Source organism: Streptomyces sp. NPDC088261, from assembly GCF_044740805.1.
Lineage (GTDB): Bacteria > Actinomycetota > Actinomycetes > Streptomycetales > Streptomycetaceae > Streptomyces.
On sequence record NZ_JBIURL010000004.1, the window covers coordinates 55,534 to 79,592 of the forward strand.

General features: G+C 70.3%; 17 protein-coding genes and 1 tRNA gene. 5 read left to right on the forward strand and 13 right to left on the reverse strand.

Annotation, left to right across the window (positions count from 1 at the left end):
* Nucleotides 1–451 precede the first annotated feature (451 nt).
* The 4 genes from ACIODU_RS10030 to sucC form a co-directional block, all read right to left on the reverse strand.
* Nucleotides 452–536 (reverse strand) — tRNA-Leu (locus tag ACIODU_RS10030).
* 289 nt (nucleotides 537–825) lie between these two features.
* Nucleotides 826–2,391, reverse strand: a complete 1,566-nt coding sequence (locus ACIODU_RS10035) for an aldehyde dehydrogenase family protein (RefSeq protein WP_401766006.1) — start codon at nucleotides 2,389–2,391, stop codon at nucleotides 826–828.
* Between the two features lie 306 nt (nucleotides 2,392–2,697).
* On the reverse strand, nucleotides 2,698–3,633 hold the full coding sequence (gene sucD / locus ACIODU_RS10040; RefSeq protein WP_401766009.1) for a succinate--CoA ligase subunit alpha: 936 nt from the start codon (nucleotides 3,631–3,633) through the stop codon (nucleotides 2,698–2,700).
* Between the two features lie 11 nt (nucleotides 3,634–3,644).
* On the reverse strand, nucleotides 3,645–4,778 hold the full coding sequence (sucC, locus tag ACIODU_RS10045; RefSeq protein ID WP_356421739.1) for an ADP-forming succinate--CoA ligase subunit beta: 1,134 nt from the start codon (nucleotides 4,776–4,778) through the stop codon (nucleotides 3,645–3,647).
* A 148-nt stretch (nucleotides 4,779–4,926) separates the two neighbouring features.
* On the opposite strand from sucC, the gene ACIODU_RS10050 reads away from it, so the two are divergent.
* The 5 genes from ACIODU_RS10050 (at nucleotide 4,927) to ACIODU_RS10070 (ending at nucleotide 11,526) form a co-directional block, all read left to right on the forward strand.
* Nucleotides 4,927–5,211 (forward strand): hypothetical protein, encoded by a 285-nt coding sequence (locus ACIODU_RS10050; protein ID WP_356421742.1) that lies wholly within the window; start codon nucleotides 4,927–4,929, stop codon nucleotides 5,209–5,211.
* On the forward strand, nucleotides 5,208–6,464 hold the full coding sequence (gene frc / locus ACIODU_RS10055; RefSeq protein ID WP_161308034.1) for a formyl-CoA transferase: 1,257 nt from the start codon (nucleotides 5,208–5,210) through the stop codon (nucleotides 6,462–6,464). The genes ACIODU_RS10050 and frc overlap by 4 nt, the downstream gene beginning before the upstream one ends.
* Nucleotides 6,465–6,466: 2 nt before the next feature.
* The gene (locus ACIODU_RS10060; RefSeq protein WP_401766013.1) at nucleotides 6,467–8,605 is read left to right on the forward strand and encodes an acetate--CoA ligase family protein; all 2,139 of its coding nucleotides are present in this window, start codon (nucleotides 6,467–6,469) and stop codon (nucleotides 8,603–8,605) included.
* 121 nt (nucleotides 8,606–8,726) lie between these two features.
* Nucleotides 8,727–10,112, forward strand: a complete 1,386-nt coding sequence (locus ACIODU_RS10065) for an OFA family MFS transporter (protein ID WP_356421748.1) — start codon at nucleotides 8,727–8,729, stop codon at nucleotides 10,110–10,112.
* A 1-nt stretch (nucleotide 10,113) separates the two neighbouring features.
* Nucleotides 10,114–11,526, forward strand: coding sequence for an OFA family MFS transporter (locus ACIODU_RS10070; RefSeq protein ID WP_161308037.1), 1,413 nt, complete (start codon nucleotides 10,114–10,116; stop codon nucleotides 11,524–11,526).
* 137 nt (nucleotides 11,527–11,663) lie between these two features.
* Here ACIODU_RS10070 and ACIODU_RS10075 read toward each other — a convergent pair whose 3' ends face one another.
* The 9 genes from ACIODU_RS10075 to ACIODU_RS10115 form a co-directional block, all read right to left on the reverse strand.
* The gene (locus ACIODU_RS10075) at nucleotides 11,664–12,716 is read right to left on the reverse strand and encodes a sugar phosphate isomerase/epimerase family protein (RefSeq protein ID WP_401766017.1); all 1,053 of its coding nucleotides are present in this window, start codon (nucleotides 12,714–12,716) and stop codon (nucleotides 11,664–11,666) included.
* Nucleotides 12,717–12,750: 34 nt separating this feature from the next.
* Nucleotides 12,751–14,172 (reverse strand): alkaline phosphatase family protein, encoded by a 1,422-nt coding sequence (locus tag ACIODU_RS10080; protein WP_401766020.1) that lies wholly within the window; start codon nucleotides 14,170–14,172, stop codon nucleotides 12,751–12,753.
* Nucleotides 14,169–15,338, reverse strand: coding sequence for a metabolite traffic protein EboE (gene eboE, locus ACIODU_RS10085; protein ID WP_356421757.1), 1,170 nt, complete (start codon nucleotides 15,336–15,338; stop codon nucleotides 14,169–14,171). Before eboE ends, ACIODU_RS10080 begins: the two co-directional genes overlap by 4 nt.
* A 4-nt stretch (nucleotides 15,339–15,342) precedes the next feature.
* Nucleotides 15,343–16,191 (reverse strand): TatD family hydrolase, encoded by an 849-nt coding sequence (locus tag ACIODU_RS10090; protein ID WP_356421760.1) that lies wholly within the window; start codon nucleotides 16,189–16,191, stop codon nucleotides 15,343–15,345.
* A complete protein-coding gene (locus ACIODU_RS10095) occupies nucleotides 16,191–16,802 on the reverse strand; it encodes an EboA domain-containing protein (protein WP_401766024.1) in 612 nt (203 codons plus the stop codon). The genes ACIODU_RS10090 and ACIODU_RS10095 overlap by 1 nt, the downstream gene beginning before the upstream one ends.
* On the reverse strand, nucleotides 16,799–17,653 hold the full coding sequence (locus tag ACIODU_RS10100; protein WP_401766027.1) for a sugar phosphate isomerase/epimerase family protein: 855 nt from the start codon (nucleotides 17,651–17,653) through the stop codon (nucleotides 16,799–16,801). The genes ACIODU_RS10095 and ACIODU_RS10100 overlap by 4 nt, the downstream gene beginning before the upstream one ends.
* Nucleotides 17,650–18,801 (reverse strand): SCO3242 family prenyltransferase, encoded by a 1,152-nt coding sequence (locus ACIODU_RS10105; protein WP_401766729.1) that lies wholly within the window; start codon nucleotides 18,799–18,801, stop codon nucleotides 17,650–17,652. Before ACIODU_RS10105 ends, ACIODU_RS10100 begins: the two co-directional genes overlap by 4 nt.
* Before the next feature lie 2 nt (nucleotides 18,802–18,803).
* Entirely contained in the window at nucleotides 18,804–19,937 is a 1,134-nt protein-coding gene (locus tag ACIODU_RS10110) for an inositol-3-phosphate synthase (protein WP_401766030.1), read from the reverse strand.
* 106 nt (nucleotides 19,938–20,043) lie between these two features.
* Nucleotides 20,044–23,733 carry a ThuA domain-containing protein gene (locus ACIODU_RS10115; RefSeq protein ID WP_401766033.1) on the reverse strand — a complete coding sequence of 1,230 codons (3,690 nt, stop codon included), beginning with the start codon at nucleotides 23,731–23,733 and terminating at the stop codon, nucleotides 20,044–20,046.
* Nucleotides 23,734–24,059 lie beyond the last annotated feature (326 nt).

A 24,059-nucleotide genomic window follows, 5' to 3' on the forward strand; every position in this document is an offset into this window, starting at 1 on the left:
AGACCCACCGCCTCCACATGGACCGCGGCTTCACTCGCGTCTCCGGCACCACCAAGAACATGGTCCTCAATCGCCTTCGCGCTCGCCGGCCTCAACCACATCCTTCTGCGCGCCTGGCATACCAAGCGCCACCTCCCCGATCCCTGGGCCAAGCCCGCAGGTGAAACGACAACCCCACCCGGCTGACGAACTCTCGACCTCGCACCACCAGCACCCGCACCACGAGTCACACCGGCGTGCCGCCGCGCACCGGCGAACCGGCGCCAGCACCCCAGAACAGCCGACCATCCCATCAACATCAATGGGATGAACCAGCCACACAACACCGTCGGTCCCTATCGGCAGGCTCCCGCCGCACAAGATCCCGCACACACGAAGAACTCCCAGCCCGGACGCATCCGCACTGGGAGTTCTGTGAAATCGAGCAAGGTTTTGTGTGAAATACCCTATGTGTCCGAGGGGGGACTTGAACCCCCACGCCCGATAAAGGGCACTAGCACCTCAAGCTAGCGCGTCTGCCATTCCGCCACCCGGACGAGTGGTCGAACCGCGGGTCGTGCTCGCGGCGACAGGGTCAACGATACCAGGGGATCAGGGTGGTCCTCACCCGTATATCCGGTGGTCAGGGATCCGGCGCCGGTGGTCGGGGATCCGGCGCCCGGTCCTCGGCCCGTCCTCCGCCCCGGTCTCGGGATGCGGGCGCGCGGGCGCGCTGGAGCGGCGCCGGGTGCTCCTCGGGGTGGCCGTGGAGCACCCGGTGCCGGGGCCTGCCGGGCGGGCGTCGGTTTCCGGCCCGTACGGCAGGGGATCAGGGGCGGGGAGAGGTCAGGGCATCAGGTGGTAGTCGGGGAAGTTGCCCGGTGAGCGTTCGCCCTCGGGACCGTTCGTGACCGACTTGACCAGCAGTTCTCCGCCGACGAACGCGCCGCGCCACGAGTGGCCGAAGCCGCCGAACAGCTCGTCGCGGTCGCCGCGCGAGCGGGGCTTCCCGTGGCCGACCTTGAAGGCGCGGATCTGCGGGGAGAGCCGGGCGTACGTCGCCGGGTCGTCGGTGGAGAGCGTGGCGACGAGCGCGCCGTTCGAGGCGTTCATCGCGGCCAGCAGCTCCGCCTCCGTGTCGACCAGGACGATGGTGTCGACCGGGCCGAACGGTTCCGCGTGGTGCAGCGGGGACGACGGGGGCGGCCCCAGCAGGGTGACGGGCGCGAGGTACGCGCTCGTGTCCTGGCCGGGCAGGAAGCGCCCCTCGTCGAGGGAGCCCTGGTGCAGCGGGACGGCCCCGCGGTCGATCGCCACGGACACCAGGTCGCCCAGCTCCTTGGCCTTGGCCGCGTTGATGAGCGGGCCGAAGTCCAGCTCGGGCAGCGGGTCGTCCGGGTGCGCGACGGCCAGCGGGTGGCCCACCCTGATCGAGCGGACGGCGGGGAGGTACGCCCCGAGGAAGTCCGCGAACTGCGAGCGCTGGACGACGAACCGGGGGTAGGCCGTGCAGCGCTGCTTCCCGTAGTCGAACAGCTTCGGGATGACCGCGCCGAGCGCGTCCCAGTCGCTGTAGTTCCAGACGCCCCAGGTGTTGAGGCCCTCCTGTTCGAGGACGTGCCGCTTGCCCAGGTCGGCGACGTGCGTCGCGATGTCGGCGCCGGTGTCCCGGCCGCCGACGAAGGAGACACAGCCGATCTCCGGCGAGCGGACGAGCGCCTCGGAGAGGTCGCGGCCGCCGCCGCTGACCAGGGTGACGGGGATGCCCTCCCGTACGGCCAGCGCACTGGCCAGGGTCAGGCAGGCGACGCCGCCGTCGGTCGGTGCCTTGGCGATCACCGCGTTGCCGGCCAGCGCCTGCGTGAGCATGGCGTGCACGAGGACCGACATCGGGTAGTTCCAGCTCGCGATGTTGGAGACGGGGCCGGACAGCGGGGTCCTGCCCTCCAGCATCCGGTCGACGTTCTCGACGTACCAGCGCACGCCGTCGATCGCACGGTCGACGTCGGCCTGGGCGAGCCGCCAGGGCTTGCCTATCTCCCACACCAGGAGAAGGGCGAGCAGTTCACGGTGTTCGGTGAGCGCGTCGAGTGTGGCGGTGACGCGCGCCTTGCGCTCCGGCAGCGGCACGTGCCGCCAAGCGCGGTGTTCGTCCAGCGAGGCCCGCACGGCCTGCTGGGCGGTGGCGGCGTCCAGCCGCGGCGGGCCCGCGATGGGGCTGCCGTCGACGGGACTGGTGGCGGGCAGGGCCCGTCCTTCGGTCTGCCAGGACGACGCCCACAGGTTGAGCACGCGGTCGTCGCGGAAGGCCTCGGGGGCGACGGCGAGACTGCGCCGCCACGCGTCCGACCAGGCCGTTCCGGGCTTGAGTTGGAGGTGGGAGGTCGAGGTAGGGGTAGGGGTAGGTGCCATTGTGAGTCTCCGCTCGAGGGAGGCGGGATGTGCATGGCTCGGCACGAATGCCGCGGGTGTACGGGTACGAGCACGAGTGACGTGTACGGGTATGGGTACCGCGGGGTCATGGGGTGGCCCGACGGTGTCGGGCGGTGGTGCCGGTCCGGCGGGATGTGGTGGGCCGCCGGGCCTGGGTGGTGCGGTGATGGTGCGGTCGTGCGGGGATGGTGCGGTCGTGCGGTGATGGTGCGGTCGTGCGGTGATGGTCCAGTGGTGCGGTGGTGGCGCACGGTGGTACGCCGGTGACGGCGCGCACACGTTCCGTCAGTGGAGCACGGCCAGCCGGTCCAGGACCAGCCTCGCCGTCTCGGACGGCGTCGAGCCGACCCGTACCCCCACCGCTTCCAGCGCCTTCTTCTTCGCCTCCGCCGTGCCCGCGGAACCGGAGACGATCGCCCCGGCGTGACCCATGGTCTTGCCTTCGGGCGCGGTGAAGCCGGCGATGTAGCCGATGACCGGCTTGGTGACGTGGTCGGCGATGTACGCCGCCGCCCGTTCCTCGGCGTCCCCGCCGATCTCACCGATGAGCACGATGATCTCGGTGTCGGGGTCGGCCTCGAAGGCGGCGAGGCAGTCGATGTGGGTGGTGCCGACGACGGGGTCGCCGCCGATGCCGACGGCCGACGAGAAGCCGATCTCGCGCAGTTCGTACATCAACTGGTAGGTCAGGGTGCCGGACTTGGAGACGAGCCCGATCCGGCCGGGCTTGGCCGCGATGTCCGCGGGGATGATGCCGGCGTTGGACTGCCCGGGGCTGATGAGGCCGGGACAGTTGGGGCCGATGATCCGGGTGCCGCGCTGTTTGGCGTACGCGTGGAAGGCGACCGCGTCGTGCACGGGGATGCCCTCGGTGATGACGACCGCCAGCTCGATGCCGGCGTCCACCGCCTCGATGACGGCGGCCTTGGCGAAGGGCGGCGGGACGAAGACGACGGTGACGTCGGCGCCGGTGGCCTCGATGCCCTCGCGGACGGATCCGAAGACGGGGACGGAGTGGGGCGTGGTGCCGGGGCCCGTACCGTCCGCGCCTTCGACGTCCGCCGGGACCTCGAAGTCGACGGTCCGGCCGGCCTTGCGCGGGTTGACGCCCCCGACGATGTCGGTACCGGCGGCGAGCATGCGGCGGGTGTGCTTCATGCCCTCCCCGCCGGTCATGCCCTGGACGAGAACCTTGCTCTCCTTGGTCAGGAAGATCGCCATGGTGTCTCTCCTTATCCGGCGTTCGCCAGTACGGCGGCCTGTCGGGCCGCCCCGTCCATGGTGGTGACCTGCTGTACGAGCGGATGCGCGCGGTCCTCCAGGATTTCGCGCCCCTTCGCGGCGCTGTTCCCGTCGAGCCGGACGACGAGCGGCTTGGTCAGCTGTACGGACTCCAGGGCCTGGACGATGCCCTCGGCGACGGCGTCGCACGCGGTGATGCCGCCGAAGACGTTGACGAAGACGGACTTCACGTCCGGGTCGGAGAGGATGACGGACAGGCCGTCCGCCATCACCTGGGCGGACGCCCCTCCCCCGATGTCGAGGAAGTTCGCGGGCTCGGCGCCGCAGCCCGCGACCACGTCCAGGGTGGACATGACCAGGCCCGCCCCGTTGCCGATGACGCCGACCCCGCCGTCGAGCTTCACGTAGTTGAGGCCCTTGGCGGCGGCGGCCGCCTCCAGCGGGTCGTCGCCCGGATCGCTCTCGGTGTCGCCCCACCGCACCTGCCTGAAGCGCGCGTTGTCGTCAAGGGTGATCTTGCCGTCGAGGGCGATAATCAGCCCATCTGATGTACGTACCAATGGGTTTACTTCGACCAGAACGGCGTCCTCGCGTACCAACACCTGGTAAAGAGCTTGGATCACCGGGGCGGTCTCGGCGGGCAGTCCGGCGGCCTCCGCGATCTCCGCGGCCTTGGCCGGCGTGACCCCTTCGGCGGGGTCGACAGGGATCCGGGCGACCGCCTCGGGGCGGGTCGCGGCGACCTCTTCGATCTCCATCCCGCCCTCCGCGGAGGCGATCGCGAGGAACGCTCCGGCCGCCCGGTCGAGGACGAACGACACGTAGTACTCGGCCTCGATGTCGACCGGCCGGGCCAGCATGACCTTGCGAACCGTGTGGCCCTTGATGTCCATGCCGAGGATCTGACGGGCGGTCAACTGCGCCGCCGCGGGGTCCGCCGCGAACTTCACGCCGCCCGCCTTGCCCCGGCCCCCGGTCTTCACTTGCGCCTTGACGACGACGCGGCCCCCGAGGCGTTCGGCGGCGGGGCCCGCCTCCTTCGCCGCCGCGACCACCTCGGCCTCCGGCACGGCGATCCCGTGGTCCGCGAACAACTCTCTTGCCTCGTGCTCATACAGATCCATGTCGGCTCCCATTTTTGGCGAAAGTGCTGTTCGCCCTCTGGACATGACCCACCGAATGCGAGATAACAAGCTTCATACAGTATTCGTAGACTGTATGCAATGTACCGGGAGCGCAGTGGCTCCCCCCTATGAAGGGACTGGACTGCCCATGGCCGACACACGCCAGGCACGCAACTCCGGTGGTCATTTGCCGACCGGGGCCCCGCTGCCCACCCGCGCGGTGGTCCTCGCGGGACCCGGCAGCCGTTCCGCCGCGACCAGGCAGGAAGCGGCCCGCGCCGCCACCGTGTCGACGGCGTTCCGGCAGTGCTACGAGTGCGCGCCGGACACCGCTCCTCCCGTATGGCTCTACGAATCGCCCGTGACCGGGGCGAGGGCGAACACCCCCCGGACCACGACCCAGACGATGGCAAGCAGAGGAGCCCCCCGATGACCCAGGCTCTTGAGACACCGCCAGGAACGAAAGCCCTGTCAGGCATCCGAGTTCTGGACATGACCCACGTCCAGTCCGGCCCCTCCGCCACCCAGCTGCTCGGCTGGCTCGGCGCGGACGTGGTGAAGGTGGAGGCGCCGACCGGCGACATCACCCGCAAGCAGCTGCGCGACATCCCGGACGTCGACTCGCTGTACTTCACCATGCTCAACTGCAACAAGCGCAGCGTCACCCTCAACACCAAGACCCCGCGCGGCAAGGAGATCCTCACGGAACTCATCCGCCGCTCCGACATCATGGTCGAGAACTTCGGCCCCGGCGCGATCGACCGCATGGGCTTCACCTGGGAGAAGATCCAGGAGATCAACCCGCGGATCATCTACGCCTCCATCAAGGGCTTCGGCGAGGGCCCGTACACGAACTTCAAGGCGTACGAGGTGGTCGCCCAGGCCATGGGCGGGTCCATGTCGACCACCGGGTTCGAGGACGGTCCGCCGCTGGCGACCGGCGCCCAGATCGGCGACTCGGGCACCGGCATCCACGCCGTCGCCGGCATCCTGGCCGCGCTCTACCAGCGCGAGGCCACCGGCCGCGGCCAGCGGGTCAACGTCGCGATGCAGCACGCCGTGCTCAACCTGTGCCGGGTCAAGCTCCGCGACCAGCAGCGGCTCGCGAGCGGCCCGCTGGCCGAGTACCCGAACGAGGACTTCGCCGACGACGTCCCCCGCAGCGGCAACGCGAGCGGCGGCGGCCAGCCGGGCTGGGCCGTCAGGACCGCGCCCGGCGGTCCGAACGACTGGGTGTACGTCATCGTGCAGCCGGTCGGCTGGAAGCCCCTGACCGCGATGATCGGCAGGCCCGAGCTGGCGGACGACCCCGAGTGGGCGACCCCCGAGGCCCGGCTGCCGAAGCTGAGCAAGATGTTCCAGCTCATCGAGGAGTGGACCTCCACCATCCCCAAGTGGGAGGTGCTGGAGAAGCTCAACGCCCACAACATCCCGTGCGGCCCGATCCTCTCCACCAAGGAGATCATCGAGGACGCCTCCCTGGCGGCCAACGACATGGTCGTCGAGGTCCCCCATCCCGAGCGCGGCTCGTTCACCACGGTCGGGAGCCCGCTGAAGCTGTCGGACTCCCCCGTCGACATGGTCACCTCCCCGCTCCTCGGCGAGCACAACGAAGAGGTGTACGCCGGCGAACTGGGCCTGGACGCCGAGGAACTGCGCCTGCTCAAGTCGAACGGGGTCATATAGCGATGGGTACGACAGGACCGGACCAGGGAGCCGTACGCGCTCTCCTGGACGCCGCCCTCGCCGAGGGACGTACGGCACTGACCGCACCGGAGGGCAAAGCCCTCACGGACGCCTATGGCATCCCCACCCCCGGCGAGGCACTCGCCGAGGACGCCTCGGACGCGGTCAGGATCGCCGACCGGCTCGGTTTCCCCGTCGCCATGAAGATCGTCTCCCCCCACATCCTCCACAAGACGGAGGCCGGGGGGGTGCGGATCGGGGTGACGTCGGCGGCCGGGGTACGGGAGGCGTTCACGTCGATCGTCTCGAACGCCAGGGCGTACGACCCGGCGGCCCGGATCCTCGGGGTGCAGGTGCAGCAGATGGTGCCGGCCGGCACGGAGGTGCTGATCGGCACCCTCACCGACCCGGCCTTCGGCAAGATCGTCGCGTTCGGTCTCGGCGGGGTGCTGGTGGAGGTCCTCCAGGACGTCACCTTCCGGCTGGCTCCGGTCACCCGCGACGAGGCGCTGTCGATGCTCGACGGCATCCGCGCCGCGGAGGTCCTGCGCGGGGTGCGCGGCGCCGCCGGCGTCGACCGGGAGGCCCTCGCGGGGCTCGTGGTGAAGGTGTCACGGCTCGCGGCCGACTTCCCGGAGATCCGGGAGATCGACCTCAACCCCGTCTTCGCCTCGGCGGACGGAGTGATGGTGGCCGACGTACGCGTCCTCCTCGACGCGGACGTCGCCGCCCCCCGCAGGACGTACGGCCGCGAGGCGATCCTCACCTCGATGCGGCGCCTCATGCGGCCGTCCTCGGTGGTGGTGATCGGGGCGTCCGGCGAATCCGGCAAGATCGGCAACTCGGTCATGCGGAATCTCGTCGACGGCGGATTCGCCGGGGAGATCCATCCGGTGAACCCCCGAACCGATGACATTCTCGGCCATAAGGCGTACAAGAGCGTCATGGATGTTCCGGGTGAGCCGGATGTGGCGATCTTCGCGATCCCCGCGCAATCTGTCGCCGCCGCGCTGGAAGAAGTCGGCCGCATGGGGATACCGAACGCGGTCCTCATCCCGTCCGGCTTCGCCGAGGCCGGTGAGCACGACCTCCAGGCCGAGGTCGTGTCCGTGGGAGAGCGGTACGGGATCCGGATCCTCGGCCCGAACATCTACGGCTTCTACTCCACCTGGCACGACCTGTGCGCCACGTTCTGCACTCCGTACGACGTCAGGGGCGGCGTGGCACTGACCTCGCAGTCCGGTGGCATCGGCATGGCGATCCTCGGCTTCGCCAGGAGCACCGGGACCGGGGTGTCGGCCATCGTCGGCCTGGGCAACAAGGCGGACCTCGACGAGGACGACCTGCTGACCTGGTTCGGCGAGGACCCCAACACCGAGTGCGTCGCGATGCACCTGGAGGACCTCAAGGACGGGCGGGCCTTCGTCGAGGCGGCCCGCGCGACCGTGCCGAGGAAGCCGGTCGTGGTCCTCAAGGCGGGGCGTACGGCGTCGGGGGCGGCCGCGGCCGGCTCGCACACCGGCGCTCTCGCCGGGGACGACGCCGTCTACGGCGACATCCTGGAGCAGGCCGGTGTCATCCGGGCGCGCGGCCTGAACGAGATGCTGGAGTTCGCGCGGGCGCTGCCGGTGCTCCCCACTCCCCGGGGCGACAACGTCGTCGTCATCACCGGCGCGGGCGGCTCCGGTGTGCTGCTCTCCGACGCCGCGGAGGACAACGGCCTGTCGCTCATGACGATCCCGGAGGACCTGGACGCCGCGTTCCGCGCGTTCATCCCGCCCTTCGGCTCGGCGGGCAACCCGGTGGACATCACCGGGGGCGAGCCGCCGTCCACGTACGAGTCGACGATCAGGCTCGGCCTGGAGGACCCGCGGATCCACGCGCTGGTCCTCGGCTACTGGCACACGATCGTCACTCCCCCGATGGTCTTCGCCGAACTCACCGCGCGCGTGGTCGCGGAGTTCCGGGCGAAGGGCGTCGAGAAGCCCGTCGTGGCTTCCCTGGCAGGCGACGTCGAAGTCGAAGAGGCGAGTCGGTACCTCTTCGAGCACGGCGTTGTCGCCTACCCCTATACCACCGAGAAGCCGGTCGAGGCACTCGGGGCGAAATACAAGTGGGCGCGAGCGGCGGGACTGCTCTGATGCGCCGGCGACCGGAAACGTGGGGAGGCCGATCCATGACCTGATCAGCCCGAGCGAGCAACGAAAGTTTTTGGACAGGGGGCGCTGGCCAGCTCTTTCGACGCAAGGGGAAGCAAGTCACATGACAACCACTCAGATCACAACAGCCGTACCTTTCAAGGAGGTGACGGATCACAACGGCCGGGTGTACCGGATCGGTGAGACCGACCGCGACATCATGGGCCGTCCACGATGGACGATGGTGCTCTTCCCCTGGATGGGCATGCTCGGCATCAGTTCGTCGGAGTACGCGTTCACCTCGGCGGAGGACACCCTCCACGAGGCACACCTCTGGAACAGCGGGCACATCTTCTGGCTCATGGGTGTCTGGATCTTCTTCCAGGCGGCCGTGGCCTTCCCGGCCGGACAGCTCCGTGAGAGCGGCAAGCTGCCCGCCAGGTACGCGATGATGCTCGGTGCGCTCGGTACCCTGCTGGGCTACCTGTCCCTGGCCTACGCGCCGCACGTGATCGTGGCGTACATCGGCTTCGGGATGTTCAGCGGTATCGGTGCCGGTCTTGTCTACGCGACCTGCGTGAACATGGTCGGCAAGTGGTACCCGGAGCGGAAGGGCGGCAAGACCGGCCTCGTCAACGGCGGTTTCGCGTACGGCTCCGTGCCGTTCGTCTTCCTCTTCACCTCGTACATGGACCTGTCGAACTACCAGACGGTCCTGGTCATCGTGGGTCTGATCTGCTGCTCGGTCGTCGCTGTCGCGGGCTGGTTCTTCAAGGACCCGCCCAAGTACTGGTGGCCGACGGGTGCGGACCCGCTCAAGGCGTCGGAGGACCCCCGGGTCCGCCGTGCCATGGAGAAGAACCCGCCGGCGGTCAAGCAGTACACACCCAGGGAAGCCGCACGGACGCCCGTGCTGTGGATGATGTGGTTCTGCCTGCTCTGCACCGCCGGGATCAACATTTTCGGAATCGCGTTCCAGGTGCCCTTCGGTAAGGACATGGGGTTCGCGGGCGGGATCGTGGCCACCGCGATGTCGCTCAAGGCAATAGTCAACGGCACGGGTCGTGGTGTGATCGGCTGGATCTCCGACAAGTACGGACGCCGTAACACCCTGATCATCGTGTGTCTGGTCCTCGGCAGCGCGCAGTTCGGCGTGCTGGTATCCGGGTCCATGGGCAGCATGCCCTTCTTCCTGTTCTGCTCGATGGTCTCCGGCTTCGGCGGTGGCGCGATCTTCCCGCTCTTCGCGGCGATGACGGCGGACTACTTCGGGGAGAACAACAACGCTTCCAACTACGGCATGGTCTACAGCTCCAAGCTCATCTCGGGCCTCGTCGGCTCGGGCATGGGAGCAGTGGTGGTGGCCGCCTGGGACTACGAGGGCGCCTTCATCATCGCCGGAAGCATTGGCCTGGCCTCGGCCGTACTCGCCGTCTTCCTGAAGGCGCCGGGCCGGCCGGACACCGCACCACTCGACAAGACACCCCCCATTGGCCGGGAGATAGCCTGAAATGACAGAGGAACCACTCTCTGGAACGTCCGCGTCGGCCACCAAGGCCGGCGCGGGCGGTCCGGGATACCGCAACGTCACTGACGCCAAGGGCCGCGTCTACCGCATCGGTGAGACGGACCGCGAGATTCTCGGTCACTCCCGCAAGTTCATGGTGTACCTGCCATGGGCCGCGATGATGGCCATCAGCGTCTTTGAGTACGCCTACGGATCGGCGGAGGACACTCTCTCGTCGGCCCACGGCTGGAGTCAGAGCAACACCTTCTGGATCCTCAGTGTCTGGACGTTCTTCCAGGCCGGAGTCTCCTTCCCGACCGGGTGGATGAGGGAGAAGGGAATCCTCAAGGCGCGCCAGGCCATGTTCATCGGCTCGGGTCTCGCGCTGCTGGGCTTCCTGTCCATCTCCCACTTCGACAGCGTCTTCGGCGCCATCCTGGGATTCGGTGTGCTCGGAGGTGTCGGCTCCGGCCTCGTGTACTCCACCTGCATCAACATGGTGGGCAAGTGGTATCCGGAACGACGCGGTGGGAAGACGGGCTTCGTCAACGGCGGATTCGCCTACGGCGCCGTCCCGTTCATCTTCATCTTCAACTTCGCGTTCGACACGAGCAACTTCCACACGGTGCTCGACCTGATCGGGGTGTACGTCCTGATCGTGGTGGCCGCCTGCGCCTGGTTCTTCAAGGACCCGCCGCAGAACTGGTGGCCTGCCGACATCGATCCGCTGAAGATCTCCGCGGGCAGCAAGACCGCTCAGAGTCTGCTCAAGAACCCGCCGGCCACGAAGCAGTACCGGCCGGTGGAAGCCCTCAGGACCGGCATGCTCCCGCTCATCTGGGTGCTGCTGGTGATCACCGCCGGAGTCTCCATCTTCGGTATCTCCTTCCAGGTGCCGTTCGCCAAGGAAGTGGGCTTCGGACCGCTCGTCGCCGCCTCGTCGGCCGGTGTGCTGTCCGTCGTCAACGGCATCGGGCGCGGCGTGGTCGGCTGGCTGTCCGACATCTGGGGCCGCAAGAACGCGCTGATCTTCGTGATCCTCGTGCTCGGGCTCTCCCAGTTCGGTGTCCTGTGGGCGGGTGACACCAAGAACGAGTTCTTCTTCCTGGTGTTCGCCTTCATCTCCGGGTTCGGCGGCGGTGCGTTCTACCCGATGTTCGCGGCTCTGACGCCGGACTACTTCGGGGAGAACTACAACGCCACCAACTACGGGATCGCCTACAGCGGCAAGGTCATCAGTGGTCTCTTCGGAGGTGGACTCGGCTCGATGGCCGTGGCCTCGTGGGGCTACGACGGTGCCTACATCCTGGCCGGAGGACTGTCCCTGGTCGCGGCGGGTCTGGCGACCTTCCTGCGCAACCCGGGCTACCCGAAGGGCAAGCAGACGGTGAACGACGCGGTGCCTGTCAGCGGATAGGTCTCGCGGGACACACCAACGTCGGAGGGCGGTGCCGTGCGTGGCACCGCCCTCCGCGGTTTTTTCAGGCGGGTGTACGGGGATGTCCCGCGGCCGTACGGGAGTTCACGGCGGCGTACGGGCATGTCCCCCCGGTGTCAGCGCCTTTCGCGCAGCCCGTGCAGGTGGTCCGCCGACTTGCGGGCGAATGCGATCGAGTCCACCGGCTGGTCGTGCTCGACCTGCCAGTGGTGGTCACGGCGCCCGCCGCGGGTCTTGTTCACCGCCGAGATGAACCGCTTGTAGTCGATGTCACCGTCGCCGACGTCCACCATCCGGTAGCCGTCGCGGGCCGCGATGTCCTCGACGCCGTCCTTCACGTGGAAGAGCGGGTAGCGGTCGGGCTGCTTGAGGACGTACCGCAGCGGGTCGAAGGGGCGCGGCTTCCCGGTGACCGTCTTGCTGAAGCGGAACTGTCCGGCGAAGGCCCAGTAGATGTCCATCTCCAGGAACACCAGGTCGGGGTCGGTCTCGGCCAGCAGGACGTCGTAGAGCCTGACGTCGGGCTGGTCGGTGGCGAAGGAGAACTCCTCGGCGTGGTTGTGCTGGTAGAACTTCAGCCCGCGCCGGCGTGCCGCCGCCCCGTAGGTGTTGAAGTCCTCGGCCGCGCGCTTCCAGGCGTCGACGGTGGAGCCGTAGCGGAACGGCCCCGACGCCGTGCCGATGTGCTCCAGGCCCAGGGCCTGGGCGTCGTCCAGGACCTTGGTGAGGTTCTGGGCGAAGCTGTAGGCGTTGGGGTTGTTGTCGTCGTAGTAGTTGACGTGGCTGCCGATGCCCTTGAGCCCGTGATCCCTGGCGAGCTTCTTGAGTTCGGGCAGGGTGATGGCGCCGGTGCCCTGGGTGTAGCCCGCGTACTCGATCTCGTCGTAGCCGAACCGCTCCAGCTCGTCGAAGACCTTCGCGAAGCCGAGCGAGGAGACCTTGTCGCGCAGGGAGTAGAGCTGGATGCCGAGGCGGCCGGGCGGCAGGACGGGCGTGCCCTTGCCGTGGTCGTGACCGTGCCCGTGGCCGTGTTCCTTGCCGTGGGCCGCCGCGGGGGTGGCGGCGGCGCCCAGGACGGCGGCGGCGGTGGCGCCGGCCGCGACGCCCAGCATGGTGCGTCTGCTGAGTGTGCGGGTGAGGTCGGCGTCGACTGACGTCTTGCGGCTCATTGCGGAACTCCTTCTGATTCTCCGTGCTGTGGGGTCAGTTCAGTCCGGCAAGGTGGAGGAGCAGGGACTTCACCTCGGTGGCCGCCACGCGGTCGCCGAGGGATCGGGGGGTGGAGCACAGGACGAGCGGGCCCTCGTCGTCGCTGTCCGGGAGCCGCCCGTGGCTGCCGCGGATGGGCGAGGGGTCCAGGGGGACGACCGCGAGGCGGTAGCGCATGCCCAGCTTCTTGCGGGCGATGGCCTTGGCCGCCTTGAGCCGTACGTACGGGTCGAGCGGGTCCATGAACAGCTCGACCGGGTCGTAGCCCGGCTTGCGGTGGATCTCGACCAGCTGCGCGAAGTCGGGCGCCCGGTCGTCGTCCAGCCAGTAGTAGTACGTGAACCACGCGTCCGGTTCGGCGATCGCGACGAGTTCGCCGGAGCGCGCGTGGTCCAGGCCGTGGTTCTTCTTCCCCTGGTCGTCCAGGATCTCGTCGATGCCGGCGAGGTCCCGGAGGGCTTCGCGGACGGCGTCGAGATCCTCCGGGCGGCGCACGTAGATGTGCGCGATCTGGTGGTCGGAGACGGCGAACGCCCGGGAGGTCATGGGGTCGAGGTACTCCATGCCGTCCTGGGTGTGGACCTCCAGCAGCCCGGCCCGGCGCAGCGCGCGGTTGATGTCGACCGGCCGGGAGACCTTGGTGATGCCGTACTCGGACAGGGCGACGACGGTACGGCCCTCGGCGGCGGCGTCCGCGAGCAACGGGGCCAGGGCGGCGTCCAGTTCGGCGGCCGCTTTGTGCGACCGGGGGTCGTCGGGGCCGAACCGCTGGAGGTCGTAGTCCAGGTGCGGGACGTAGCACAGGGCGAGGTCGGGCCTGCGGGTGCGGATGATGTGCCGGGTGGCGTCGATGATCCACTGCGAGGAGACCAGGTCGGCTCCGGGGCCCCAGAAGTGGAAGAGGGGGAACGTGCCCAGTTCTTCGGTGAGTTCGTCGTGGAGCGCCGGCGGCCGGGTGTAGCAGTCGGGTTCCTTGCGGCCGTCGGCGTAGTAGACGGGCCGGGGGGTGACGGTGAAGTCGGTGTCCGCGCCCATCGCGTACCACCAGCAGATGTTGGCGACGGTGTAGCCGGGGTGGACGCGGCGGGCCGCGTCCCACAGCTTGTCACCGGCGACGAGGCCGTTGTGCTGGCGCCAGAGCAGGACGTCTCCCAGTTCACGGAAGTACCAGCCGTTGGCGACGATGCCGTGTTCGGAGGGGAGGGTGCCGGTGAGGAAGGTGGACTGCGCGCTACAGGTGACGGCGGGCAGCACGGTGGTGAGCGGGGCCTGCGCACCGGCGGCGGCGAGCTTCGTCAAGTGCGGCATGTGGCGCAGGAGTTGCGGCGTGAGCCCGACGACGTCCAGCACGAGCAGCGGGGTGGGCCCGTCGGCGGCGCGTTCGGGGGTTGCGGTGGGTGTCACGCTCTCGGTCATGGCAGCTCCTTGAGGCCGAGGTCGACCAGCAGGTCGCGGGCCAGGGTGAGTTCGGCCGCGATTCCGACGGCGAGCCGGCCGCGCGAGCGGGGGCGCAGCTCCGGCGGGAGCGCCTGCCAGGTGTAGGTCTCGACCTCCAGGTGGCGGGTCCGCGGCTCGGGGCCGCCGACGAGCCGGGTGAGGGTGTCCTGGAGGACGTGCAGGGTGGAGGTGAGGGGCGGGGCCGGCGGGGCGTGCAGGGGGACGTGGAAGTGGGAGCGCCAGGGCGCTCCGTCGGGCAGGGTGTCTCCCGCGAGCGCCTCGGCGAGGTCGTCGGTGCCGCGCAGTCCGGCGGCGGTGCGGGTGCGGGTCTGGTGGAGGAAGCGGGGCTCGGCGAACGCGCCGAGAGCTTCCCGTACTTCGGGCAGGTGCGGGTGTTCGGCGTGCAGGGCGGCGGAGAGCTGCGCCTTGGGGATGGGGATGTGGGCCGCTTCCAGCGCGTCGAGCGCGGTGGCGGGGTCCTCGAAGGACGTGGCGAGGTGGCAGGTGTCGACGCAGATGCCGATGCGGTGGCTGGCGATCTCGGTGAGCGGGCGGATCGCGTCGGCGGTCGTCTCGACGGTGCAGCCCGGTTCCGGCTCCAGGGCGATCCTGATGGATTTCCCGGTCAGCTCCTCCAGGCCGTCGAGGCGTTCCGCGAGGGTGGTCAGCGCGGTGTGCGCGGTGCGGGCCGCGGCCTCGTCGAAGGTGGTGCGCCAGGCGAGCGGGAGGGTGGAGACGGAGCCTTCGGTGACGTCGTCGGGGAGAAGGGCGGCGAGCAGCCTGGCCAGGTCGCTGGTGTGAGCGAGCCGTTCCGGGTCGGCCCAGTCCGGCTTGTAGACCCGGTACTTGACCTCTTCGGCGCCGAACCCTTCGTACGGGAAACCGTTGAGGGTGACGACCTCCAGGCCGCGCCGGTCCAGCTCGGAGCGCAGGCCCCGCAGTTGGGCGGGGTCGGTGATGAGCGCGCGGGCGGCGTCCTTGGCGAGCCAGAGGCCGATGCCGAGGCGGTCCCGGCCGAGCAGTTTCCGTACGGGCTCGCAGTGGTCGCGCAGTTGGGCGAGGACGCCGTCGAGATGTTCGGCGGGGTGGACGTTGGTGCAGTAGGAGAGGTGGACGGTGGAGCCGTCGGGGTGGCGGAAGCGCATGGCCTCACTCCCCGCCGCGGAGGATGGAGTTGCCCTCGTGGAGGGCTTCCGGGGCCGGTACGTCGAGCTGGAGCCGGCCGCTCTGCCCGTAGAAGGCGACGGGGTTGCGCCACAGGACCTGGTCCACGTCGTCCTCGGTGAACCCGGCGGCGAGCATCGCGTCGGCGACCTTGCGGGTCTTGAGCGGGTCGCTCTTGCCCCAGTCGGCGGCGGAGTTGACGAGGACCTTCTCGGTGCCGTGCGCCTTGAGGACGGCGACCATGCGGTCCTCGTCCATCTTGGTGTCGGGATAGATGGAGAACCCGAGCCAACTCCCGCTCTGCGCCGCTTCCTTGACCGTCGTCTCGTTGAGGTGGTCGAGCAGGACGCGGTCCGGGGCGAGGGCGGACTCGCGGACGGCGTCGATGGTGCGGCGCAGGCCCGCGAGCTTGTCGCGGTGGGGGGTGTGGACGAGCGCGGGCAGGCCGTGGTCGGCGGCGAGCTGCAACTGGGCGGCCAGGGCGTGGTCCTCGGCCGGGGTCATGGAGTCGTAGCCGATCTCGCCGACGGCGACGACTCCGTCCTTGACGAGGTAGCGCGGCAGCTGGTCGAGGACCGGGGTGCAGCGCGGGTCGTTGGCCTCTTTGGGGTTGAGGGCGAGGGTGCAGTGGTGCGCGATGCCGTACTGGGCGGCGCGGAACGGCTCCCAGCCGAGGAGGGCGTCGAAGTAGTCGAAGAAGCTGGTGGGTGAGGTACGGGGCTGGCCGAGCCAGAAGGAGGGCTCGACCAGGGCGCGTACCCCGGAGGCGTACATCGCCTCGTAGTCGTCCGTCGTGCGGGAGGTCATGTGGATGTGGGGGTCGAAGATACGCATCAGGACTCCTCGCCGGTCAGGTGCAGCGCGTGGGGCAGGTCGGCGGGCACGGAGCGGCCGGCGGCGGTGCGTTCGGCCGCGAAGTCGGCGAGCATCCGGGCGAGTTCGGCGTCGCCCCCGGCGCGTCGGGCGAGGCCGTCGACGGCGGCGAGGGGGACGCCGGTGAAGAGGCACTTGAGGATCGCGTGCCGCCAGGCGTGGGCGTCGAGGTGCGCGGTGGCGTACGGTCCGACGGCCGCGGCGACGAGCCGGGTGTCGTTGGTCCGCAGGGCGTCCTCGGTGAGCGGGAGGGCGGCGGGCCCTTCGACGCGCTCGGGCAGGGCGAGCAGGACGGCGCGGCGTTCGGCGGCGCTGCCCTGGTGGTAGAGGCGGGTGAGGGTGGCGAGGTCCGCGCGGGCGGTGTGCAGGAGGAGGACCCGTACGGAGTCGGCGTGGTCCTGGCCGCAGTGGCGCCCGGCGGCGGCGAAGCGCAGCTCCCAGGGGGCGACGGCAACGTTGTCGGTGTTGTCCGTAGACGTGGCCGCCTCTTCCGCGAGGGCGAGGGACGCGTCGAGCCAGGCGCGGGCGGGCGCGTCGAGCCGGGGGGTGAGCTGGTCGCGGGTCTGTGTCATGCCGGTACCCCGTTCGTCAGGACCGCGCGGAGGAAGTCGAGGGAGGTACGGGCCAGTTCGGGCCCCGCGTGGGAGTGGCGGGGCAGCTCGACCACGGTCAGGCCCTGATACCCGGTGGCGTCGAGGGCGTCGAGCACGGGCGGGAAGTCGATCTCGCCGTCGCCGAAGGGGAGGTGTTCGTGCACCCCGCGCCGCATGTCCTCGATCTGGACGTGCCGCAGCCAGGGCGCGGCGGCGCGGACGCACTCGGCCGGCGAGGCGGGCTCCAGGCACTGGCAGTGGCCGATGTCGAGGGTCAGGCCGAGGGCCTCGGGGTCGCCGAGGCGGTGTCGGAGCCGGTGGAACCCGTCCAGGTCGGCCACGAGCTGGCCGGGCTCCGGCTCGAAGGCGAGCGGGATCCCGGCGGTGTCGGCGGCGGCCAGGACCGGGGTGAGCGCCTCTTCGAGGCGGTCCCAGGCGATGTCGGTGGAGGTGCCCTCGGGGACGATGCCACTGAAGCAGTGCGCGGCGTGGGCGCCGAGGTCGGCGGCGACCCGGACGGCGGTGACCAGCAGTGCCGTACGGGCCTCGCGGCCCTCGGGGTCCGGGTCGAGGAGGGAGGGCCCGTGCTTGCGGCGGGGGTCCAGGACGTACCGCGCCCCGGTCTCGACGGTCACTCCGAGGCCCAGCTCGTCCAGGCGCCGGGCGACCCGCCGGGTGCGGGCGGCGAGGTCGGGGGCGAGGGGGTCGAGGTGCATGTGGTCGAGGGTGAGGCCGACGCCGTCGTACCCGAGGTCGGCGAGGAGCCCGAGGGCGTCGTCGAGCCGGAGGTCGGTGAGGCCGTTGGTGCCGTATCCGAGACGGAGGGTCATGTGGGGCTCACCTTCCGGGCGAGTGCGCGGGCGATCGGGACGAGCCCCATGACGCCGAGCCCCACCCCGACGGCCCCGCCGCGCGCGGCGAGCGCGCCCTGCAACGGGATCATGGCCCGGATCCCGCCGCCGACGGCACGCTGGGTGAGGGGCGGGGAGGGGTTGAGCACGGCGTGGAGGAGGGGCTTGGCGGCGGTGGCCACGTAGGCCGCGGTGAGTGCGGCGGTGACGAGGCGCGTGCTGGGGCCGGTGCCGGCGGGCAGGTGCGGGCCGTCGCGGCGGCGGCCCGGCTTCCGGCCGGAGGTGTCCTCAATCGCCGGACGGGCTTGAATGGCGGCCTCGTCCCCGCCCCGAAAGGCATCTCCGCCCCGGAGGGAGCTTTCAGCCTCGCGTCCGCCGAGGGCATTTCCAGCCCCGTGGCCGGCGCCAAGAGCATGCTCAGCCCCGTGGGCGCCGCCGAGGGCGTTTTCAGCCCGTCCGGCGATTGAGGACAACGCGTGGAGCCCGTCCGGCGATTGAGGACTCGGCGTCGGCCACGTACGCCTCGCGGTCACCGCGCCCAGCGCCACCGTCGCCGCCAGCGCGGCCAGCGGCGCCGCCGTGGAGCCGCCCTCCGCCTCCCGGCGCGACACCGTCGTGACCGCCGCGGTGTGCGCGCCCAGGATCGCCGCCGAGGGAAGCGCCGCCCGCACCGACGGCCCCGCCACGGGCCCCGTCGCCACCGCGCCCAGGACCAGGTCCAGCGCGCGCGCCGCGCCCATCGCCGCGGGTCCCGCGACCGTGTGCTTCAGTTTCAGGTCGTACGCCCAGACCGTCGCCGCCAGCGCCGCGGACACCGCCAGCGCCGGCCGCCCCGCCCGGGACGCCAGGGCCAGGCCCGCCGCCGTCAGCGCGCCCGCCGCCGCGAGGGCCGCCCGGGGCGAGATCCGCCCCGAGGGGATCGGCCGGTGCGGCCGGTCCCGCGCGTCCTCCTCGCGGTCCGCCCAGTCGTTGAGCGCCATGCCCGCCTCGTACAGGCAGAGCGAGGCGCCCACCGCCAGCGCGGTGCGACGCCCCGGCCGTACGCCCAGGGCCGCGGCCCCCGCGAGGGCGTCGCCCGGGACCGTGAACAGGGCCGACACACGCAGCAGTTCGGCCCAGGCGCGCACCTTCACGCGGTCTCCTTGAGCCGGCCGGCGAAGGTGAGCAGCTCCGTGAACTGCTCGGCCAGCGCGGCCGGTCCGCCGTCCGGGTCCTTGAAGTAGAAGCCGAGTCCGGGGAGCGGCCCGGTCAGCCCGGCCTCGTGGGCGCGGGCCACCAGCCGGGCCAGGTCCAGGACGAGCGGCGCGGCGAGCGCCGAGTCGCACCCCTGCCAGATGGTCTGGAGGATCATGCGGGAGCCGAGGAACCCGTCGAACGCGATGTGGTCCCAGGCGGTCTTCCAGTCGCCGAGCGCCGGGACGTCGTCGATGTGGACCTCGCCCTCGGGCGCCGCGCCCAGGGTGTCGGCGAGGACACGTTCCTTGCCCGCGTTCTTGGCCGCCGCGGCGGCCGGGTCGGCCAGCGCCGCCCCGTCCCCGCCGCCCAGGAGGTTCGTACCGGACCAGGCCCGTACCGTCAGGGCGCGCTGGACGAACATGGGGGCGAGCACGGAACGGAGCAGCGTCTGGCCCGTCTTGCCGTCGCGGCCGGCGTGGGGAAGTCCGGCGACCGCGGCGGCGGCGGTGAGGGCAGGGGTACGGAGTCCGGTGGACGGGGTGAAGTTCACGTAGCCGCAGCCGGCCCGTACCGCCGCCGCCGCGTAGAGCGAACTGACGGGCAGCCGGGGGTCGTCGGGCGCGGGGGCGGCCTCGGTGGAGGAGACGTTGACCACCACCGTCCGTACCACGCCGGTGCGTTGGGTGAAGGCGGTGATGTCCGCGGCGAACGCGGCGATGATCTCGTCGTCGGTGCGGGTGTCGCCGGGGTGCGGCCCGCCGGAGCGGATCTCCGCGTCGGCGGCGGTGAGTTCGGCGTGGATCGCGGAGGGCAGTCCGTGCGGGAGCACACCCGCCGCGGTGAGTGCCTCGGCGCGCTTGGGCAGCGGGCAGCTGGCGGTGTCGTGCCCGCCGAAGACGAGGGAGGAGAGAGGTGGCAGTCCCGCCCCCGCGAAGGGCGGGGTCTCGGTGACCATGCCCGTCGCGGGGTGCAGTCCTGCGGTGACCGCGGCGCATCCCGCGACGGCCGTGGTGGCGACGGAGCCTCGCGCTCCGACGAACCAGACTCCGGTGCGCGGTGCGGTCGACTCTGTACGGTTCGTCGTCACGGGATGCCTCCTGCCGGTGGTGTGGTGGTGGACGGCGGGCGGGGGGTACGGCGCCTCCCCGCCCGCCGCCGGCTCGACGGTCCAGCCTCGCGGAACGGTCCGGCCCCTACGGGGTGGGCAGTTCCTTGAGCTGGATGTTGCGGAAGGACGCCTGGTCGTCGGCCCCGTGGTTCTGGAGACCGATGTAGCCGTCCTTCAGGCTGCGTGCCGGATCTGTGTTGGTGAAGTCGTTGATCTTCACGCCGTTCAGGAAGATCTGGAGACGTTCACCCTGCACGCGGATCTCGTAGTTGTTCCACTGCCCGGGCGGGCGCAGAACCTGGTCCCTGGCCTTGATGTTGGCCGACTTGAAGGTGTAGACGGAGCCGGTGGTGCGGTCCGGGGCGTCGGTGGCGTCGATCTGCACCTCGTACCCGTTGTTCACCGCCGACCAGGGGTCGTCGGAGGCCGGGAAGCCCACGAAGACACCGGAGTTGTCGTCCCCGTCGAGCTTCCAGTCGAGCTTGAGCGAGTACGACGCGAGCTCCTTGGCCTGGTACGTCAGGAGGCCCATGCCGCCCTCGGAGCGCAGTTCGCCGTTGACGACGTTGAACTTGCCGGGGCCGCCCTGCTTCCAGCCGGCGAGGGTCTTGCCGTTGAAGATGTCCCGGTAGCCCGTGTCCGGCTTGCAGTCGGCCCTGACCTGCCCGGCGGCGTAGCGCAGTCCGCCCAGCAGGTGCTGGCGGAACGGCTCGTCCGCGTAGGACTCCTTGGTGTGGCCGCCGCCGGTGTAGAACGCCCGGCCGCCCTCGTACGTCTGGCACCAGGCGATCGGGTGGTCACCCTTCATGGTGCCGCCCTGGTAGGTGGTCTCGTCCAGGGTGGCGAGGACCTTGGACTGGGTACGGGGGTTGGTGCGGTAGTTGTACCACTCGTCCGTACGCTGCCACTCGTCGTCCAGGTGGGCGGTGGCCGGGTGGGCCTTGTCCTCGACGCGCACCGTGGCGGACTGGATCTGGGGGTGGCCGGAGAAGTAGGCACCCACCAGCCCTCCGTAGAAGGACCAGTCGTACTCGGTGTCGGCCGCCGCGTGGACGCCCATGTACCCGCCGCCGGTGGCGACGTAGTTCTCGAACGCCTTCTGCTGGTCGGCGTTGAGGACGTCACCGGTGGTGGAGAGGAAGACGACCGCGTCGTACCGGGCCAGGTTGTTGGTGGTGAACTGCCCCGGTGTCTCGGTGGAGTCGACCGTGATGCCGGTGGTCTTCCCCAGCTCCTTGAGCGCGGCGACCCCTTCGGGGATCGAGTCGTGGCGGAAGCCCGCGGTCCTGGAGAAGACCAGGACCCGCTTCTCGGTCTTGCCGGGCACGGCGGTGCTGATCTGGAAGTCGTCCAGGTCGAAGAGCGCGCCCTGGCCGGTGGCGCCCTTGAAGACCAGGAACAGCTCGGTGGTCTTGGCGGGGACGGACCTCAGCGGGACGTCGATGTCCTGGAAGACGTCCCAGCTGCCGGTGACCGGGATGGGCGCGGAGCCCAGCAGGTTCCCGGTGGCCGAGCCGGTCCGTACTTCGAGGAATCCGCCGGCGCCGCCGGAGGAGACCCGGGCCGTGAGGGTCTTGGACCCGGCCAGGTGGTACGGCTTGAAGGAGATCCAGTCGTCGTTGTCGATGTCGCCGACGGTCTTGCCGCCGTTGGCGCTCGCCTTGTCGTACGTCTTGATGCCGGAGGAGCCGTTGTAGTGCTCGGCCTGCCGGTGACGGGGCTGGAGCTGCGCCTGGTCGTGGCTGGTGAGCGCTTCCTGGCCGCCGGCCCCGCCGTCGGTGTACTCGGCGTCGATGACCCCGAAGATGTTGGCGTTGGGGTCGTGCTCGGCGTCGGCGGGCGCGGTGATGGTGCCTTCGCAGCCGCTGGCGGAGGTGATCGGGTGGCCGTGGTTGTCGTGACCCAGGATGTAACGGATCGTCACCTTGGCGCAGTCGACGGGACCGTCCTCGGGGTCGGTGACCGTGACCTTGAAGGGCAGCTTGTCACCGAAGTTGAAGAGGGTTCCCTCGGCGGGGAGTTCGAGCGTCACCTTCGGCGCGGTGTTGCCGACGACGACGCGTACGGACGCGCTGCCGTGGCGGCCCGTACCGTCCGAGACGGTGAGCGTCGCGGTGTAGGTGCCGTTCTTCTTGTACGTGTACGTGGGGTTGGCGTCGGTCGAGGTGCCGCCGTCGCCGAAGTCCCAAGCGTAGGTGAGGGGATCGCCGTCCGCGTCCTCGGTGCCCGCGGAGGAGAAGGCCGCCTTCAGCGGGGCCTTGCCGGAGGTCTTGTTCGCGGTGGCCACGGCGACGGGCGAGCGTCCGCCCGTGATGTTCTCGATGCGGTAGACGGCGGAGTGTTCGTCGCCGCCGAACCAGGAGAGGCCGTAGTCGAGGACGTAGAGGGCGCCGTCCGGGCCGAACTCCATGTCCATGACCTGGGTGCCGGTCCAGGGGAAGGGGTTGATCGAGCCGATGGTGCCGTTCTCGTCCTGCTCGATCCGCTTGATCCACTGGCGGCCGAACTCGCCGGCGAAGAAGTCGCCGTCGTAGGACTCGGGGAACTTGACCGGGGAGTCCAGGTCGGCGTCGTACCGGTAGACGGGACCGCCCATCGGGGACTCGGAGCCGGAGCCCAGCTCGGGGACGCTGCCGCCGTCGTAGGGCAGCCAGGCCGCCTGGGCCGGGGGCAGGTCGGTCAGGCCGGTGTTGTGCGGCGAGTTGTTCTTCGGCGCGGCGCAGTCGAAGGCGGCGCCGGAGACCTTCGTCGCGAAGTCGTAGTCGACGAACGGGTCGTTGTCGCCGGTGCAGTACGGCCAGCCGAAGTTGCCGGCCTCGGTCACCCGGGCGAATTCGACCTGTCCGGCCGGGCCGCGGGTCGGGGACGCGGCGCCGGCGTCGGGGCCGTAGTCACCGACGTAGACGATGCCCGTCTTCTGGTCGACGTTGATGCGGAAGGGGTTGCGGAACCCCATCGCGTAGATCTCGGGCCGGGCCTTCTCCGTACCGGGGGCGAAGAGGTTGCCCTCGGGGATCGTGTACGAGCCGTCGTCGGCGACCTTGATGCGGAGCACCTTGCCGCGGAGGTCGTTGGTGTTGCCCGAGCTGCGCTGCGCGTCGAACGCCGGGTTGCGGTCGGTCCGTTCGTCGATCGGGGTGTAGCCGTCGGAGGCGAACGGGTTGGTGTCGTCGCCGGTCGACAGGTACAGGTTGCCGTCGGCGTCGAAGGCGATGTCACCGCCGACGTGGCAGCAGGTGCCGCGCGAGGTGGCGACGTCGAGGACCTTCTTCTCGCTCGCCTTGTCGAGGGTGCCGTCCGCGTTCAGGGTGAAGCGGGAGAGGCGGTTGTACCCGTCGAAGGGGGCGAAGTCGGCGGCGGTGCCGTTCTCGGGGGCGTCGCCGGCCGGGGTGTTGAGCTTGGGCGCGTAGAACAGGTAGATGGCCCGGTTCTCCGCGAAGTCCGGGTCCACGCCGACGCCTTGGAGGCCTTCCTCGTCGTGGTTGTAGACCTCCAGCGAGCCGGAGACCGTGGTGTTGCCCTCGGCGTCGGTGATGCGCAGGGTGCCGTCGCGCGAGGTGTGGAGCACCTGCCGGTCCGGCAGGACGGCGAGCGACATCGGCTCGCCCACCTCGGCGGCGCCCTTGGCGAGCGTCACCTGCTGAAAGCTTTCCGCCGCCGCCGGCGGCTCCGGCTCGTGGGCGGTCGCTGGTACGGCGCTGAGGCTGGACCCGGCGAGCAGGGCGCCGGTCAGGAGGGCGAGGAGGGATCTGGCTCTGGGGCGTTTTCTGTGCACGAAAGTCCTCCACAAGTGGGCTGTTCGTACCTGCGAGTTGAAGGGACGCGGAGTTTCACGTCCGCTTCGCGGGGTCGGTGCTCGTCCTGCACCGGTCCCCGGGACAGGGGCTTCTTCCCCGGTGTGCGCCGTCACACCGGAAGCTCGCTGTCCTGTACACCTCAGTGGACGGTAGCGGGGTTCGTCCCGAACGGAAAGGCCTTGCGCAGAGGTGAAGTTCTACTTTTTCCAGCCCCAGGACAAAGCGGGAATCGGGCATGCCTGAGCCCCGATCGCCGGACGGGCCGAACCGGGCCCGCCCGGCGATCGAGGACAGTGCGGAACCC